This window comes from Bacillus sp. LR_5, from assembly GCF_042709275.1.
Genome location: NZ_JAVAXX010000001.1, coordinates 139799 through 156688 on the forward strand (window position 1 = coordinate 139799; position 16890 = coordinate 156688).

Below are 16890 nucleotides of genomic sequence, written 5' to 3' on the forward strand. Positions count from 1 at the left end.
TCCCCCCTTTAATGTAAGTGCTTACATTTTATTTTAAAGTGTTCGGATGGGGCGAAACACTCAAAAAACAGTGGCGAAAGTAAAAAAAACAGAGATGGCTATCCTGCGGAAGCGCCTCCCTGTTTTCTTCTGAAATCTGACGGTGTCAGACCGGTATATTTTTTAAAGACGAGACTGAAATACTTCGGATTATCGCCAAACCCAATTTCTTCTGCAATTTCTGATACACTCGCGTCCCGCCTTATTTTCATCTGCTTCATCGCATGCTCAAGACGTACTCGTGTAACGTATTGGGAAAATTTCTCTCCTGTTTCCTGTTTAAATAATTTCCCGAGATAATCAGGATTCATAAACAGCATATCCTTCGCCGCCCATTTTAAGGAGAGATTCGGATTTCCGAGTTCGTCGGCAACAAGCCTGATCATTTTCGAAATCACTGCGCTTCCGTGCAGGTCACCAGATTCTTCGGCTGTGTCGCGAAACAGCTGCCCAGCGTGCCGGAGTTCTCCCGCCTGACTGATTGCCATCTGGCGGTCCGCGAAAACGTCCGCCGCCTTTTCAGCGGCATTTTCCTCCACGGCGAGCACGGTCCATTCTCCGCTGCTGCAAACCGCTGTCAGCGCCGACCCGAGTGCCTTTCTGGCCGTGAGATCAATAGATTGCTCCCCTTTTAAGATCAGGAGGCGGACCTTTTTTTCGGCAAGTGAAGGCGGCGGAGACAACTGGGCCACACCGGCGATCACCCCCTCCAAGTACTGATCGGCAGCAAAAGAACGAATATGATCGAGCTCATGTTTCAGATGAGCGGTTTTCTTTTTCCGCACCTCATGCTGCTTCAGTTCGGCAATGATTTCCTCCAGTGAACTGATAATCTGCTGTTCATTGCAGGGCTTCAGCAAATAATGCTTGACTCCGTATTTCATTGCTTCCTTCGCGTACTCAAACTCCCCAAACCCGGACAGGACGATAAATTGAACCGACGGACTCACGGCTGACACCTTTTTGATCAGCTCAAGCCCGTCCATGCCGGGCATTTTGATATCTGTAATGACAATATGCGGCTGCCTATGTAAGATCTTCTCGTACGCTTCATTCCCGTTCTGCGCCTTGCCAATTAATGAAGTTCCAAGCGCCTCCCACTCAATGATTCCTGCCATTCCGTCAAGAATAATCCTCTCATCATCAGCTAGCAATATCTTATACATCACGCCACCTCATTTCGGCACGGTATAGTGATCACAATCCTCGTTCCCTTTCCTTGCTCACTCTGAATACGCAAGCCGTACGGCTCTCCGAATGTCAGCCGGATGCGTTCACGAATATTCCAAAGTCCGATTCCTCTACCGCCCGATGTCTCAAGCATCCGTTCATCCATGCCGGGCCCGTTATCTTCGACCGTAATACAGACACAGTCCTTCATCTTTTTCGCCTGAAGGCGGATGGCGCACGGCCTTGTGAAGGGCTCAAGCGCGTATTGAACCGCATTTTCCGCCAGCGGCTGGAGCGTCAGTTTCGGAATGAGGCAATGCTTCACTTCTTCGTCGATATCCAAAGTGAAGTTCAGGCGCTCTTCAAATCGAAACCGCTGAATGGTCATATAGTGAAGAACGATATCCGCCTCCTCCTGAATGGTCACTATATCTTTCTTCATATGAATACTGTTTCGAAGAAGAAAACCGAGCGATTCCACCATTTTTGAGATTTGCTTTTGCTGATTCGCCTTTGCCAGCCAATTGATGGATTCGAGCGTGTTATATAAAAAATGCGGGTTGATCTGGGCTTGCAGTGCCTTCAATTCGGTTTCTTTAATGATGAGCTGTTTTTCCACATTTTCTTCCATAAGCTCGTTAATCCGTTTCATCATGACAGTAAAATGGCGGTTCAGCATGCCGGCCTCATCCTGTGTATGTTCCGGCAGAGAAAGCGATACGCCCGCCTCAATGCCGCCGTCCTGCACCGATTTCATCGCGGACACAAGCTGCTCGATCGGCTCCGTGATACTGTTGGCGATTTTCCTTCCGAAAAGCAAAACCACACAGAAAAACAGAAGAAAACACGTGCCGATCACCGTTTTCATAAAGGAAATTTTTTCGAACATCTGATCAAAGGGGATGACGTTATAGTAGCTCCAATTTTGATAGGATGATTGAAGGAAAGAAATAAAGTAACGTTTGCCATTCTTTTTTATCAAGTCATAACCGGGGTGCTTTAGCGTCTCATTTGCCGCCTCAGGAACAAGCACTGATGCATCTGCCGAATACACCAAATTCCCGCCTTGGTCGGCAATCATGATGTCTCCGACCGAATCGCCCCAATCCTTCGGTACATCACGAATCATCTGTTTCACATTGACTTGGATCAGCACCATGCCCAAGCCGTTCAAGCTCAGCTGGTGATAGGATCTGATCTGCCGCGCTGAAATCAGGACAGGATCGGAACCGCCGAGCGTCATCCAAAGATTTCTTCCATTTTTCGCTTTGGCCCGTTTAAACACCTCTTCCTGCTCCTGCTTCAAAAGATCTGAAGAACTGCTTCCCGCTGAATACTCTGAGCCGCGGGCATCAATTAAATGAATGGAATCGATGTACTTTTCATCACCGGCATATTCCGCCAGCTGATCCCACAGCTCCTGCTTCATTTGATACTGATCGTACGTATCATCACGGTTTTGCATGCTCAGAATACGCTGAATCTGTTCGTCTGTAATGATTTCATATGACACATCCTCTATCTTCTTTAGCTCGTCTTCGATCCTTTCAGAAGACATCCGCAGTACCTCCGAGGATTTGCGGTAAATTTGCTCATCATACACATGAAAGGCGTACTGCACCCCGCTGTATACAAACAAAAAGGAAACAGCCATAATCAGTGAAAGGAACACAAACAGCTTATCCCTAATCTTCATCCGCCTGTACCAGCCAGCAGCTCTTTTTTTCATGCCGCCTTTTCTTTCTCCTGACGCTGATCCATTGACCGAAACGCTTTAAAGGATAGCTTCGTTAAGATCAGGCTCAGTAAACTCCCGCTGAAAAACAGCAGAAACGTGACGTGAAACAACACGAGAAACAGCACACCGACAGCGCCCGCCGCCATCATGAGCGTCACCGCCGGACGGCTGAAGGCGATCAAAAAGCTGATGCTCAGCACTTCTCTGATTTTCACGTCAAAATGAGAAAACACCGGAAACACATACAGCACAACAAATGCGAAAATCAAGCTGATGCTCAGGAACACATTGACGAGCACAGACTGATTCATCTGAGCCGCAATCCGCATATCCGCAAACAAAAACAGGCCGGCCGTCACAAGAATGAGCCCGAGGATATGTGCTGCCCGCCATTCCTTTTTAAACGCCCGAAAAAAGACAGAAAACACTGGGGCATCCGTGTTCCCCTTCGCCCATTCTCTCGTCACTGAAAACATCGCGGCAGTAGCAGGCATCACCCCAAACACAACCAGACCTGCAAGAGAAAACAAAATCCAAAGCACATTCAAATAGGCCAGTCTCATCACCCACGTACAAAAGCGATTCATCCCATTCGTCACACTGTATATCATCAACATCACCTTCCCGCTTCAGAAAACGCTTTCATTTGGAGTAATAAGTATTTCTCCTTTCGAAAGAAAATTCCTGCCGTCCTATGTAAAATTCGACATGATTAGAGGCAGCAGACGTCCTTAACTTTTTCTGTAACGTATCCGGCCTATTACATAAAAAATGACCACAGCTCTATACTCCTTTTTGTACAAGACAAAAAAGCCTCCTGCAAAGGACGCTTATTCTGCCGAAATCTCTTTCTCAAACAAATGATACCCGGATGCATCAGCACCCATGAATTCATATCCCATACGCCGATAAAAGGAATGCAAGGCATCGTTATCAGCGACACAATCAAGCCGGACCCGTGTTTTTCCCGGAAAGTATATGCCCGTCTCCGCCCAATGAAGGACGCGTGCTCCAAGCCCCTGTCCCGCATACCGGCGGCTTACTGCGAGGCGGTGCAAATAAATGGACTCCTCATGCCCATCGTCTCCCCAAAGCGTCCGGTCCCACTCGCTCGGTTCAGGCAGCAGCATCACGACAGCCGCAAGCTCTTCGTCTTTTTTAAACACAAACACATGTCCATTTTCAATGGAACCTGTGATATCATGTGTATCTTGCCCTTCCAACAGTCCGCTCCATTGGTTAGAACCCCGATCCCGGAGCCATTCAGCTGTTCGGACGAGCAATCCAGTAATCGATTCTGCATCCTCATAGACAGCCGGACACGCGTAAAATCCATCTGCAATCGTTTCGTTCTTAATCTTAAAAGCTGACATAAAGGCCTCCCAATCAAAAAGTAAGCTTGCACACACACCTTGATTATAATGCAGACCAAACAGCAAAAACAGACCATTTTCTCTGTATGTAAAAGGGTGTATGAAAGAGAGGCCAATCTGCCCATTAGAAAATCTTCTTTTTATCCCGCTCTTCTTTTAAAATTTCAACCGCTTCCCTGAAGCGCATGGAGTGTACAATTTCACGTTCACGCAAAAAACGCAGGGAATCGTTTAAATCAGGATCATCCGAAATATCAATCAGCCATTGATACGTCGCCCGCGCCTTTTCTTCTGCAGCAATGTCTTCGTATAAATCGGCAATCGGGTCACCCTTCGCCTGGATATAGCTCGCAGTAAACGGAACGCCCGCCGCGTTGTGATAAAAAAGCGCGCCATCGTGATTGGCGTAATGATCTCCAAGCCCCGCTTCACGAAGTTGCTCCGGTGTGGCGTCTTTTGTCAGCTTATAGACCATGGTCGCAATCATTTCCAAATGGGCAAACTCCTCCGTGCCGATGTCTGTTAAAAGGCCGATGACCTTATCAGGAATCGTATAACGCTGGTTTAAATACCGGAGAGCTGCGGCCAGCTCGCCGTCCGCTCCGCCATACTGCTCAATCAAATACTTCGCCAGCGTCGGGTTGCACGTACTGACCTTGACAGGGTATTGCAGCTTCTTTTCATACACCCACATTCAAGCATTCCTCCTTATACTTGCCACGGCCATGGCCCTTTTCCCCAATCCCAATCCTCACCCGCGGGGCTGTTGCCGTACTGCAAAAGCGGTCCGTAAGAGGATTCAAATTGCCTTTTTAAGTGCCTTGAATAGCCGGAATATTGATTGAATTGCTTCAGCGCGTCTTCATCATGAGGATGTGTATTTAAATAAAGGCTCAACTCAACAAGCACAAAATCCGCGGCCTGAATTTGCTCAAGCTGACGGTAGTATTCGGCATCAATCTTTTTTGCCATGTACGTCTCCCCCTCGATAAGGGTTTTCATAAAAATCATAGAGATCCTTCCAAAGGGTGCCTTTCCTCAAAGCCTCCATTGGCGAAAACTGCTCCATATGCTCAGGCTGAAAGGTCATATAAAGGTTAGGGGGCGTTCTGTAATATTTCTTCCCTATGGGCGGACAGGGATCAAAACGGCTGTGAAAGGGCGTATATGATTTGACAGGCGTAAACGGCTGCATATCCTTCATTCAGGCTCCTCCTTTCTCAAAAACAATGACCTTAATAGGTATGAGGCAGGAGGCGTGATTATGACTGAAAACGCGGCTAAACTTTTTCAATTCAATCGATAAAAAGAAGACCTTCGGCAGAGCCGAAGGTCTTTCTAGATGAGATCAACGTTTCCAGTATGCAGCATGAGCAGCCGCAAACTCAGTCAGCGAACGGGGTTCTTTTCCCGTCACACGCTTCACTGTATCCGTTACCCGATGTTCCGCACCATGGCGGATCGCTTCATCCAGCCCCGCCATAAAACGGGCATAATCCGCCGGCAAACCAGCTGCCTCCATCCGATTATGCAGCTCGGAACGAGAAATGCTGACGTGCTCCACCCGGCGTCCCGCCGCAGCTCCGATGATCTCCGCCGCTTCGGCATAGCTCAACGCCTCGGGCCCTGTCAGAATATGATGTGTTTGATGAGGAACATCATCTATCAAAGCACGCACGGCCGTTTCTGCGATGTCATTAGCGTCGATGAACCCTAGCTTTCCCTCACCCGAAGCCGTGATGATGTTCCCCTCAGTTTGAATAGACATTCGATGCTGGACATTGATGAAATTTTGCATAAAGTATGAAGGCCGCAGCACCGCCCATTCAGGAAAATCGCGCACAGCCTGATGAAGCGCACCAAACACAGGGCCATCTTCAGGGACAACCGACGCACTAAGCATCACCACACGCTCCGCACCGAGCCGCTTTGCCTCCTGTAGAAACGGGAGCACATAAGGCGCCGGGTCAAACACACCGACCGGAGCAACAAGATAGATCTGTTTTACCTGTTCCAGAGCAGACGTAAAACTGGAGGCATCCTTCCAATCAAAATACACATACTCAGCATCAGCAAGCTCGCCCTTTTTCCGGCTAGCAATCCGCACCCTGTACCCGAGCTCTATTAAACGGTTGGCGATTCGGCTCCCGGTTGTGCCGGTCCCGCCCGTGATTAAAATCGGCTGCTGTTTCATCATCTTCCACTCTCCTCTGTTTGCAAAAATGATCCTCCAAACGCCTCTTTTACAACCAGCGGATTCCAGTAATCCTTATAATGCACAATGCGGCCGTCTCTCGTTTCGATGACACTGATATAGCTTTGACGATAAGGCAGCCCAGTCTTAATCACATGGCCGTCACATTGAAACTCCGCAATCATCGTATTCGTATCTGCTGAGCGGTACACTGTCGGAGCCGTAAACGAAGAAAGATAAATCTGCTTAGGATAATCTTTAATATAATCGTAAATGGCCGCCTTTCCTTCTATTCTTTTTGGTGACCCCTCTGGCGCATAAGGAAACTCAAACACGGCATTCTCATCCCAAAGCTCCGTCCAGCTCTTCATGTCCTTCTCTAGCATATACGCCATAAACTTTCTCAATGTTTCACATGCCTTTTCAAATTCATTCATCAGCATTCATTATCACCTCATTTTTATTCTAGACCATTCAGTCCGAAAAGGGCATACATGGGCAAAGAATCCTTTACCACATGTTAATCAAGTACCGATAAACTTACGTCAACATGGTCCTGAAGCCGGTTCATATCAGCCGTCACTTTAGCGACAAACGTCAGAGACAGCCTGCTCTGATTCAAGTATCGGGCAAGCGCCGATATATCAGTATCTTCGCCAGTCAATTCTCCTTGATCCTTCGCTCTTAAAAGCGCCTGATAAAAAGCGTCCTCAAGCTGCTTTGATTGTCCCTCAAAATACGAGGCAAGCTCAGGATCATGCGGGATCTGTTCAATCGCGCTGTTTATGATGTAACACGCCTTCGCACGTTCCGGATCTTTGAGGACATTGACACCTTCCTGAAAAATATCACGAATGGCTTCCTTTACAGATCCAGGCGCCTCAAGTCTTTCGATAACCGCAGCGTTTTTCCCCTCAAGATATGTCTTCACAGCTGACAGAAACAAATCTCGCTTTGTTCCATACGTATCATACAAACTTTGGCGCGCAATGCCTAAATGAGAGAGCAGCTCCTGAAGAGAAGTGCCTTCGTAGCCATACTCTCCGAAAACCTCTATCGCTCTATGCAGGACAAGTGCAGTATCGAATTCTTTATTCCTTCCCAAACGAATATCACCTCCTACAAGAAGATATTACCTTTTCCAGACTGAACAGTCAAGAAAAAGGAAGAAGAAAAAACACCCTTGATCAGCAAGAGTGCCCGTTCTTCCACGCCTTTTATTTATGGCCGTCTTTTCCCCAGTGCCCCATTTGGTGGTGATGGTGCCCGTAGTTTCCATCATGGTGGTGATGATGATGCCCATAATTTCCATCATGATGGTGGTGATCATGGTGTCCGCCATTTTCATCATGATAGTGATGGTGATGGCTATCATTAACGTGGTGCATTCCGTAGCTTGGATAACTCATTGAGCTCGGATAGCCTCCATAGCCGCCGCCTGGGAAGCCGCCGCCGAATCCTCCAGACATGCCATATCCAGGATAGCCTGAGCCTCCATAACCTGGATAGCCCATCCCTGTGTACATGCCATGGCCCGGATAGCCTGCGCCTCCGTACATGCCGAATCCCGAACTGCCTGCACCATAGCCTGGGTAAGCGCCAAAACCAGGTCCGCAGCAGATGTGTCTTGAATCAGTCATTCCAATCTCTCCTTCACATAGGTTACAGTCCAGCGTATGAGAAGGCCTCACAGATCGTATAGACATCCGCCTAAACACAGATAAAACAATTTCATGGACAATAAAAAAAGCAGACCATGACAGTCTGCTCCTTTTTTATTCACCAAGATCTACGTTATGGTACACCTGCTGAACATCTTCTAAATCCTCTAACGCATCAATCAATTTTTCAAACTGTTCCTTCGCATCATCCGGAAGCGTCACTTCACTTTGTGCAAGCATTGTCAGCTCGGCTACTGTAAATTCCTCAACGCCCGCGTTTTTAAATGCCTCCTGCACCGCATGGAATTGATCCGGCTCGGCATATACGATCACACTGTCATCCTCTTCTAAAATGTCACGAACATCGACATCCGCTTCCATCAGGATTTCAAGCGCTTCGTCAGCAGTTTTGCCATCAACACCGATAACAGCCGTCGCATCAAACATGTAAGCAACAGATCCGCTCACACCCATGTTTCCGCCGTTTTTCCCGAACGCCGCACGCACTTCCGGCGCCGTACGGTTTACATTATTCGTCAGCGCATCAACGATGATCATTGATCCGTTCGGACCGAAGCCCTCATAGCGAAGCTCATCGTAGTTCTCTTCCGCTCCGCCCTTCGCCTTCTCGATCGCACGTTCAATGATGTTTTTCGGCACGCTGTAAGTCTTCGCGCGCTCAAGCACAACCTTCAGCGCCTGGTTGGATTCCGGATCAGGCTCGCCCTGCTTCGCCGCCACATAAATCTCACGGCCAAACTTCGCATAAATTCGACTCGTATTTGCGTCTTTAGACGCCTTCTTCTCTTTAATATTGTTCCACTTACGGCCCATGATGCTCCACTCTCTTTCATATATATCAATCTGTATATTGTTATTCACTTTATCCATTATACCTCAAATGGTTTGGTTGTTTCGAGTGTCTTGCGTTAGAAATAGAAGGAATGCCGAGGTATTAAAGGCCAACCGTTTTCCGAAAAACAAGAAAAAAGCCCTAGCTAGGGGCTTTCTTCTTCTGATCACTTATGAGATGATGAGGGGAATGATCAATATACGTTGTGTTTCGATCTGTTGATTCCTTAAATCCGCCAGACTGTGTCAAGAAAGGAAACGAAATGCTACCGAAAACTAGAGTAACAGCAAGGCACATCATCACTTTTTTCTTAATAGGCATATAAACACTCTCCTTTTTGAATATCTTCTTGCGCTTTCAGCACTTTCCGATAAAACGCAGCAGCATGTTCAAAATGACAGCGGCTTTCAAAAACAGCCGCAGCACTTCGGGCACATGCTTCAATGTAAGCGTGCAGGTTCTTTTTTTCGAAATAGCTTAAAAGATCATGAATTTTGCGTTCGTCAACAACCTCTTTGTAAACTGCCTGCAAGAACAGATACAATTCTCTATAAAGTTTGTGGGGCCCCGCATTTGGATAGGTTGCAATATGTTCTAATCCTTCCTCTATGAACTGAAACGCCTTCTGTGTTTGGCCTGCTTTACATAATGTCCAGCTTAACCCAAACAAGACTTTCGGAAGCAGATCAGGGACTGTTTCCCTGCTTACTTTCGCCGCTTTTTGAAAGTGATGTATAGCCATCTGATCGTCTCCTGATCTGTCATAACTATTCGCGATGTTCAACAGAGAAATGGCGATAAATCGGTCGTTTTGAATATCCATTGCCAACTCCAGCGCCGTTTCTAAATGCGGGAGGGCTCTATCATAATGCTTGAAATCATCATAGTTGCCGGCGATCACAAACAAGCTTTGGATTGTTCTAATGCTGTATAGGGGATGCTTATGATAAATGTCTAGGGCCTGAAGGATATGATGCATCGACACATGGGTTTGCTTCATATGGTAATACGCCTCTGCCACTTTAAAATGGAATTCCGCTTTCTCAATTTCATCTGACAGAAACGGCAGTTCTTTCTCCGCCTCGCGATAAAACCCGATCGCTTCCACATATTCTTTCTGATCAAATTCATACATGCCGCGGAAAAACAAAGAGTAGTATTTCAAAAGGCCTGTGAGTTTTTTCTGAGGAGTTTCAATTGTTTCCAGAAGCTCTGTCACTGTAGGGCGATTTCCGTATGTTTGTCCCGGCTCCAAATAATCCAGCATCAGCTGGTGCCGAAAACACATCAGAGAATAATAGATCAGTAAATCCTGGTCTTCTTCCATCTGCTGAATGTCCTGCTCCACTTCCGCTTTCAAAACCTCAGCATCCGGAACACTGAACTGGCGAATCATCTTGTACCATTCATTAATCTTAACACCAACACATGAAGACGGTATGGCTTGACTCAACGGCTTCCCTCCCTCTCTATAAGATATGTAATATTCTATCAATCCCAAATTTTGAAAACAACACAGAAGGAAGAAATTGTTTTTTCATCCTGTCAATTTGTTTTTCTCGGCAAAAAAGGACCTTTTATGCAAGGGGCCATGTCATTCTATTTCATATACGTATTCACTAGCTCGTAACAGCATTCTTTCGTCTGTTTTGCAAGCTATTCCGTTTGGACGACTCGGGATAGTGAACCGCCCCCTCCTCATCATATTGTTTCTGGGCCGCAGCATCTCTATCCTTAATCCATTGCCGCTTTTCATTTTTTAAATTCGCCATGTCTGAAGCAGAAAGCTGCTTTTGCAGCATGCCGTATATCTCGTTCAGCAATGCATCCCACATTTGATAGTTATAGCCGTGGTCCTCTATCATTTGATAATCACTTTGATAGTCATTGTGTTTTTCTTTCTTTTCTGTCGCTGACAATTTGGCAACATAATCTGCTTTTGTGCTTCCCGTTGTCTGCTCACTGCTCTGTGTATCCGTGCTATCAGATGACTCGGTTTCCTCAGTCGTCTGAGCCGTTTCTTGCTCCGCAGCCTCAGTCTCGTTTTCATAATCACTCACCAGACTGGTATCCTTTGAGCTGATCGCCGCCTGTCTTTCCCCATTTGAACTTTTTACATTAAAAAGATATGCTGTACCGCTGGCAGCCTTCGACTCATAGGACTTCACAAATTCCGCAGTTTCACCGTTTCTCGACAGAATCGTTTTCGCTTCTTCTTTTGTCAGCTTGACATCATCACCTTGAAGCGACTTGCTGTCCCATTTGTTTATCTTCCAATTGCCATCTTGCTTCACCAATTCAAACGTCCATGACGTGCCCAAGTTGTTTAACTCTGTTGCCGGGTCTATTGATGAAGCCTCTATCTTATTCTTGTTCTGTTCATATGTAAAACGCACATCGAAATCAGTGCCGGGGTGAAAAGGAGCATCACACTCACAATAGTACTCTCCAGCCAAACGCCTCTGTTGCATAAGGCAGCACACTAGGCCGCAGCTTGTTGAAATCCGTCTTGTTTGGTGTGCTCCAGCCGTTTTCTTTTCCCGCTTTATCAAATGCATTGAAGATCGAATCAATATCGTTTTTTAAAGCAGATTTTACTTCCTGCTCCGTCAGCTTCGTAACGCTTGCTTTCTTCACGGCTTACTTTTCTTGATCCTTATCAGAACACGACGATAATAGGAATAGTATCGATAAAAGCATCGCACCTAATTTATAACTCATTGTCCTTCTCACCCTTCTGTTCTCTCATGGTAGCTTTCTTATTTCATTGTCTTTGTAGGTTTGTATCTAAAATCGGATACCTAGACTATTAGAACAATATATTTAAATAAACCTTAGCAGAGAATCGAAACGCAAAAATGGTAACTAAGGAATCATATTAATGTAACAAAAAAAGCTCTCCTTCTTAAAAAGGAGAGCTTTTTCTTCATCTAGTCCATTTACTAGAATATACTGTTTGCATATAGTCTGAATGATCCCAATTATTATAAAGTTTTAGTTTCACTCTAGTCGATGCCGATTTTTTTGCGATATTTGTGAATGTAACATTTAGTTTTTTACCATATGATGCATTTCCAGAAGCTGTATCAATTGTTTTCCAAGAACCATTTGTATAACGTTGCAAATATAATTTGCAATAAGCAGCACTTTCCCAAGTTCCTGTTCTCCCCATTTCAACTGTAGTATAAACATTCTTATAGTTTTCTGATGTGTGAATATAAGATTTTGATTCTACAGTTGCATGAAAAGTAAAACTCGTAGTTTTACTAACAGCCTTAGCCGACTGACCTGATCCAATGAATACTAGTCCAAATGCCATTACACCTGCAAGAACTAGTGTCAACAAGTGGTTTACTCTTTTCATTATCAAATACCTCCATCAATTAAAATTGTAAAATACAGGACTACCATACATTATAAACCATAAAAACTAGAATTAAAATATATTTTCAAATTATATTCCTAGTAAATGCTTTCAATATGAAGTTTTAATAAATTCTATTATTAAGCAAAAAGACATTTGATTAATTTACTCACCTCGAAACATATGAGTTGATTCAAGATTATAGCTTTGAAGTCTAATCAACCACCACAAAACCTTGAACCTTCACTTGTTCCTCAGGCAAATCAAACTGATAAAGCATCTCCTTAGAATGGATATCAAACACACCCACATACCCGCCGATGCCCTTTTTATGCTCTTCCTGGGCGACTATATACAATAAATTCCCCTTAAACTTCGCCTTCATATAAGGGAAATTCAAACTATATGTATGAAAAGAAAATTCCTTCCCATACTCCAGCAAGTTCGCTTCACCCTCTTTGTCTTCGTACGTAACGTAAAAACTGCCGCTTTCTTTGTCATAGTACACGGTATCAGCGTATTCAAGATCATCAGGATACGGACTATATGTCGTTTTCCATGTCCCTTTTTCAATCACAGTCAGTTCGTGCTGCGAGCTCGCGACAATAAATTCCTCCGAGTCTACGAATTTATCTGCATACGAGGCCAAACCCAGAGTCTTAATCATTTCCTCTGTTTTTCTATCGATCACGTAAATAGACATGCTTTGAATGATATAAATATAGTTCTCATCACTCGACCCCATCGTGACAAGCGAAGGCAAGGTGAGCCGATATTTCTTTTTTGTTTTTCTGTCATTTATGTGTATGTCATTCCCCGTCGTATCAACGTTATATGCCTTAACAGAGACATCCTTCCCCTCATACCAAAACGCAAATGGATCTGACAGCGGATGCTCTTTGATCACATCCTTCTCCAGCGTGTAATAGAAAGGCTCATGCTCCGCTAATAATACAATGTCAGTTGCTGTGTAAGATTTCGTTTGAATGTAAGGCACATCCGCCACCTTGAAGGTGCGCCTGTTAAATCTTTCGCCTGTTGAGGTCGAAAGCAGCGTGCTTTCTTTTATGAAAGGATTGGAGTAGATAAAAAAGATGCGGTCTTCTTCGGGGGCGATGGCGGAAGTTCTGACAGGGATATTGTCTTTATTGTGTATCTGACAATACAGAGCAAACAGTATGATGCATACCATTAACCCTAATAAACCAAATGTAATCCATTTTTTCTTCATAAACATGCTCCTTAAAAAACAATATAGAATACGAACTTCCAAAAAATGTTTATCAGTTAATATCATTTCGACCATGTTTCTACCAATCCCTCCATGAATAAAGACACATGCCTAATGACTCATTTTTCCACCAAAATACGTTCTTACACCCACCCTGATCCCGCTCCGTGGTAAAATTTTGATATTGAGCGAACAAAAGAAGGGAAATGGTCATGAAAGTACTTGAAGCGAAAACACTGCTTTCTGAAGCAACAGACCGCGCGAAAGAGTATAAAGAACTAAGAACGCAAATGGTTAACTTGAGAAAAGCATTAAAAAGCGTTGCCGATCTTAGCGACAGCGAATTCTCAGGAAAAGGCGCCAGCAACATCAAAGCCTTCTATCACGACCACGTCGGTGTCACCGACCAATGGATCGACTACATCGACATGAAAATCGCATTTTTCAACAGCATCGCCGGAGCCGCCGAGGACAAAGGCCTCTCAGACTCATACATCGAAGAGTCCTTCCTGGAGCACGAACTGGCAAATGCCCATAAAAAATCAAAATCCATCATGTCCGAACAGAAAAAAGCGATGAAAGACATCCTGCACGATATCAACGCCATCCTCCCGCTCGACCTGTTTTCAACAGAAACCTTCAAAGACGAGCTGGCCGATGCCAACGACAAACGCAAAAAAACACTGGAAAAATTGGACGCCTTGGACGAAGACCTGAAGACAGAATACGCCCTGTCAGAACCAAACGAACAATTCATCAAGTCCGACTTCCAAAAGCTCCAAGAAGCAACAGGCAAAGGCAAAAACGCCACACCCATCCACTACAACGCCAAGGCGTACCGTGAGAGCGACATACATAAGAAAAAAGGCGACATTGAAAAGCGGACTGAGGCTTACTTGAAGATTAAGGAAGAGGAAGCGAAGGAACGAGAGATCAAAGACTTAAAGAAAAAGCTTGCGGATGGTGTGTCTGACCCGGATGAATATTTAGAAATTGCGAAGAAGATTGGGTATGAGGACCTTGAGCCTTATCAACAACAGTATGTGATACAATTAGAAACGGCTAAGCAGGAAGCTAAAATTTTAAAAGGAATTGGTGAGGGATTATACAACTTTGGAAAAGACACTGCTCTTGGTGTGAAGGATATGATTTTACATGCACCAGAGACAATTAACAGTGTATACAAATTTTTAAACTCCTCTCCCACCCAGCAACTCGCAACAGTTACGTTTACGGGAATTAATATATGGGCATCGTTATCCGATTCATGGAAGCGTGATATGGTAAACGGAGACGCAGAGTCAAGATCACGTTGGATCACCTATTCGTTGGCCACCGTCGTAACATCACTTATTGGAACAAAAGGTATTGATAAAGTTGGAAAGCTAGGAACACTCACAGCTCAAAAAACTATTACAAAAGGCAGTGAAGCACTTGTTACTACATCAGAAATGTTCAGTAACATGCTTTCTAATAGAACAAATCAATTTGCTTTCGCGGATGACTTACAAAAAATACAAGATGTTCATAACGTTCTAAATACTGAACTTCTTAGAGATGTATCAAAAAAAGAAAGTGTATTATTTCAATCAAATAGTGGGAAATCACCTTCGAACAGTAGTACTTTTGATGTTACATCTTTTGAAAAGAAAATGTATAGCATGAACATCAATGAAAAAATTGCTTTTATAAGAGAAACCGCCGCCCCGATTGCTAAACAGAATGGCTGGAAAAAAGATTCTAAACTATCCACAATTAATAAACGAGATGTATACTACGATTCAAAAAGTAAAACATATTATGCTTTAGATACACAACATGGACGCTTTGAAATCCTAAATAAAAGAGGGAAACATCAAGGGGAAGTCGATTTTAACCTTAATCCTACTAAAGAAGCGGACAAATCAGGCGGACATGATTTAAGAATAAAATAGATATTTTGGGAGGTACCCTTATGGATAAATTGATTGCTGATGCTATTAATAAATTCTACAATAAAGAGTCTACACAAGAAGAGTATCTATCTTTATGTAAACAAGAAATTATCCTCTCTGACTCATTAAAGTCTTATTTAAAAACAGAAAAAATAAGTTATGAAAATACAAATGAGGATGAAATTTGGCCTTCTGCTACATTTAGATTTGAATTTGAACCATTTGTAAAAAATGATTTTAATATAAGCTATAGCAGCAAACTAATGATTTCTAAGTTGGCTCCTATCTTTTACATACAACATGAATTTGAGTTAGAAAACATTGATCCAAAGAGAACAACCCCAATCCTAGATGGTTTTAGTACACAAACGTACTCTATGCCTCAACAGGAATTTGATGCAAAAGTGAACCAAACTTTGAAACAAATGGGATACAATGCTCTAGATTATCAAGAAATGAATGAAGTCATTTGTGATCTTGATATAAAAACAGCGCCTTTATTCGGTCCCCAAGTCACGGTAGAACTGGCATTATTTCATGATTTGCTAGAGCTTTGTCCAGAGTAGCAATGCCGGAGGATGAGTCTTTTTTGGAAAATGAATTAAATGCATCATATAGAAGCATAGCTGAAACCGTTAACGAAATGATACCAGAACTCTGATTCCATTTGAATTTGGTTTGATGAAAATGAATTCAAAATTTAATGTAGTAAAGATTGGTATCCTTTCACCTCTGCTTAATAAATCTAAAGCCCTCTTATTTGAGGGTTTTAAATTTATCTCATCTCACTTTATAAAAGGAGCAACATTTTGACAGTAAGAAAAGAATTAATAAAACAAATAAATTTAACAATCACAGTAATAAAAACAATAAATCAAAAGAATCCAACTCCAATGAAGAAAAACATATTAGAAAGATATGAAGAGGCAAAAGAATTTATCCAACATTCAACAGAGGAACAATTCGAAGAAGACTGCTGTAAAGTTAAAAATAAACTAGATACTCTGACAAGAGCATATCTGGAATCAGCTAACGACTACATGAATCCTATGCTCAAAGAAATGCATAAGACAGAAAAACTGCTAAAAGAGTACGACGAAACTGCTCAGTCGTAATAACCGCAATCCAAAGTTCAAAATTGAGATTGTACTACCTCCACAAAACCAAGTATAATGCAAAACACCAAAACTCCCTTTTGCGGACTGTACCGAAAATTTATTTTGCGGTCGCTCAACCCCTTCCTATTAAATTTGAGTATTGATAAAATTTACATAATTAGTGAGAAGAGGAAGGGTGAGAAGTTTGGGCCGATTTCGTCTCCACACGTTGGGAT

Annotated in this window: 21 protein-coding genes; 3 read left to right on the forward strand and 18 right to left on the reverse strand. The window is 43.7% G+C overall.

What is annotated here, in order from left to right:
* Positions 1 to 98: 98 nt before the first annotated feature.
* The 18 genes from RAC86_RS00655 to RAC86_RS00740 form a co-directional block, all read right to left on the reverse strand.
* Complete coding sequence (locus RAC86_RS00655; protein WP_061186156.1) at positions 99 to 1205, reverse strand: response regulator transcription factor; 1107 nt, start codon at positions 1203 to 1205, stop codon at positions 99 to 101.
* Positions 1205 to 2938: a two-component system sensor histidine kinase YesM gene (yesM, locus tag RAC86_RS00660; protein WP_072565896.1), complete on the reverse strand. Its 1734-nt coding sequence runs from the start codon at positions 2936 to 2938 to the stop codon at positions 1205 to 1207. The genes RAC86_RS00655 and yesM overlap by 1 nt, the downstream gene beginning before the upstream one ends.
* Positions 2935 to 3564 (reverse strand): YesL family protein, encoded by a 630-nt coding sequence (locus RAC86_RS00665; RefSeq protein ID WP_072565895.1) that lies wholly within the window; start codon positions 3562 to 3564, stop codon positions 2935 to 2937. The genes yesM and RAC86_RS00665 overlap by 4 nt, the downstream gene beginning before the upstream one ends.
* Positions 3565 to 3777: 213 nt before the next feature.
* Positions 3778 to 4320 (reverse strand): GNAT family N-acetyltransferase, encoded by a 543-nt coding sequence (locus tag RAC86_RS00670; RefSeq protein WP_072565894.1) that lies wholly within the window; start codon positions 4318 to 4320, stop codon positions 3778 to 3780.
* A 124-nt stretch (positions 4321 to 4444) separates the two neighbouring features.
* A complete protein-coding gene (cotJC, locus tag RAC86_RS00675; RefSeq protein ID WP_003219494.1) occupies positions 4445 to 5014 on the reverse strand; it encodes a spore coat protein CotJC in 570 nt (189 codons plus the stop codon).
* Between the two features lie 14 nt (positions 5015 to 5028).
* Positions 5029 to 5292, reverse strand: a complete 264-nt coding sequence (cotJB, locus tag RAC86_RS00680) for a spore coat protein CotJB (RefSeq protein WP_041520881.1) — start codon at positions 5290 to 5292, stop codon at positions 5029 to 5031.
* Positions 5276 to 5524, reverse strand: coding sequence for a spore coat-associated protein CotJA (gene cotJA / locus RAC86_RS00685; RefSeq protein WP_014112953.1), 249 nt, complete (start codon positions 5522 to 5524; stop codon positions 5276 to 5278). Before cotJA ends, cotJB begins: the two co-directional genes overlap by 17 nt.
* Before the next feature lie 144 nt (positions 5525 to 5668).
* Positions 5669 to 6517 (reverse strand): NmrA family NAD(P)-binding protein, encoded by an 849-nt coding sequence (locus RAC86_RS00690; RefSeq protein WP_061186153.1) that lies wholly within the window; start codon positions 6515 to 6517, stop codon positions 5669 to 5671.
* Positions 6514 to 6957, reverse strand: a complete 444-nt coding sequence (locus RAC86_RS00695; RefSeq protein WP_014112951.1) for a nuclear transport factor 2 family protein — start codon at positions 6955 to 6957, stop codon at positions 6514 to 6516. The genes RAC86_RS00690 and RAC86_RS00695 overlap by 4 nt, the downstream gene beginning before the upstream one ends.
* Before the next feature lie 77 nt (positions 6958 to 7034).
* Positions 7035 to 7619: a TetR/AcrR family transcriptional regulator gene (locus tag RAC86_RS00700; protein WP_072565893.1), complete on the reverse strand. Its 585-nt coding sequence runs from the start codon at positions 7617 to 7619 to the stop codon at positions 7035 to 7037.
* Between the two features lie 112 nt (positions 7620 to 7731).
* Positions 7732 to 8154 (reverse strand): hypothetical protein, encoded by a 423-nt coding sequence (locus RAC86_RS00705; protein WP_014112949.1) that lies wholly within the window; start codon positions 8152 to 8154, stop codon positions 7732 to 7734.
* A 135-nt stretch (positions 8155 to 8289) separates the two neighbouring features.
* Complete coding sequence (locus RAC86_RS00710) at positions 8290 to 9009, reverse strand: YebC/PmpR family DNA-binding transcriptional regulator (protein WP_003219465.1); 720 nt, start codon at positions 9007 to 9009, stop codon at positions 8290 to 8292.
* A gap of 160 nt (positions 9010 to 9169) precedes the next feature.
* Complete coding sequence (gene phrH, locus RAC86_RS00715) at positions 9170 to 9349, reverse strand: phosphatase RapH inhibitor PhrH (protein WP_072565892.1); 180 nt, start codon at positions 9347 to 9349, stop codon at positions 9170 to 9172.
* Positions 9339 to 10481: a response regulator aspartate phosphatase RapH gene (rapH, locus tag RAC86_RS00720; RefSeq protein ID WP_072565891.1), complete on the reverse strand. Its 1143-nt coding sequence runs from the start codon at positions 10479 to 10481 to the stop codon at positions 9339 to 9341. The genes phrH and rapH overlap by 11 nt, the downstream gene beginning before the upstream one ends.
* Positions 10482 to 10647: 166 nt before the next feature.
* Positions 10648 to 11349: a lysozyme inhibitor LprI family protein gene (locus RAC86_RS00725; protein WP_377885330.1), complete on the reverse strand. Its 702-nt coding sequence runs from the start codon at positions 11347 to 11349 to the stop codon at positions 10648 to 10650.
* Between the two features lie 112 nt (positions 11350 to 11461).
* Positions 11462 to 11665 (reverse strand): hypothetical protein, encoded by a 204-nt coding sequence (locus RAC86_RS00730; protein ID WP_236827546.1) that lies wholly within the window; start codon positions 11663 to 11665, stop codon positions 11462 to 11464.
* Between the two features lie 289 nt (positions 11666 to 11954).
* Positions 11955 to 12392, reverse strand: a complete 438-nt coding sequence (locus RAC86_RS00735; protein WP_072565890.1) for a hypothetical protein — start codon at positions 12390 to 12392, stop codon at positions 11955 to 11957.
* A 214-nt stretch (positions 12393 to 12606) separates the two neighbouring features.
* Positions 12607 to 13623 carry a hypothetical protein gene (locus RAC86_RS00740; protein WP_072565889.1) on the reverse strand — a complete coding sequence of 339 codons (1017 nt, stop codon included), beginning with the start codon at positions 13621 to 13623 and terminating at the stop codon, positions 12607 to 12609.
* Between the two features lie 212 nt (positions 13624 to 13835).
* Between RAC86_RS00740 and RAC86_RS00745 the strand changes: the two genes are divergently transcribed.
* The 3 genes from RAC86_RS00745 (at position 13836) to RAC86_RS00755 (ending at position 16672) form a co-directional block, all read left to right on the forward strand.
* On the forward strand, positions 13836 to 15557 hold the full coding sequence (locus tag RAC86_RS00745; RefSeq protein WP_109491772.1) for a T7SS effector LXG polymorphic toxin: 1722 nt from the start codon (positions 13836 to 13838) through the stop codon (positions 15555 to 15557).
* Positions 15558 to 15577: 20 nt separating this feature from the next.
* On the forward strand, positions 15578 to 16123 hold the full coding sequence (locus RAC86_RS00750; protein WP_072565888.1) for a hypothetical protein: 546 nt from the start codon (positions 15578 to 15580) through the stop codon (positions 16121 to 16123).
* 243 nt (positions 16124 to 16366) lie between these two features.
* Positions 16367 to 16672 (forward strand): hypothetical protein, encoded by a 306-nt coding sequence (locus RAC86_RS00755; RefSeq protein WP_377885331.1) that lies wholly within the window; start codon positions 16367 to 16369, stop codon positions 16670 to 16672.
* Positions 16673 to 16890 lie beyond the last annotated feature (218 nt).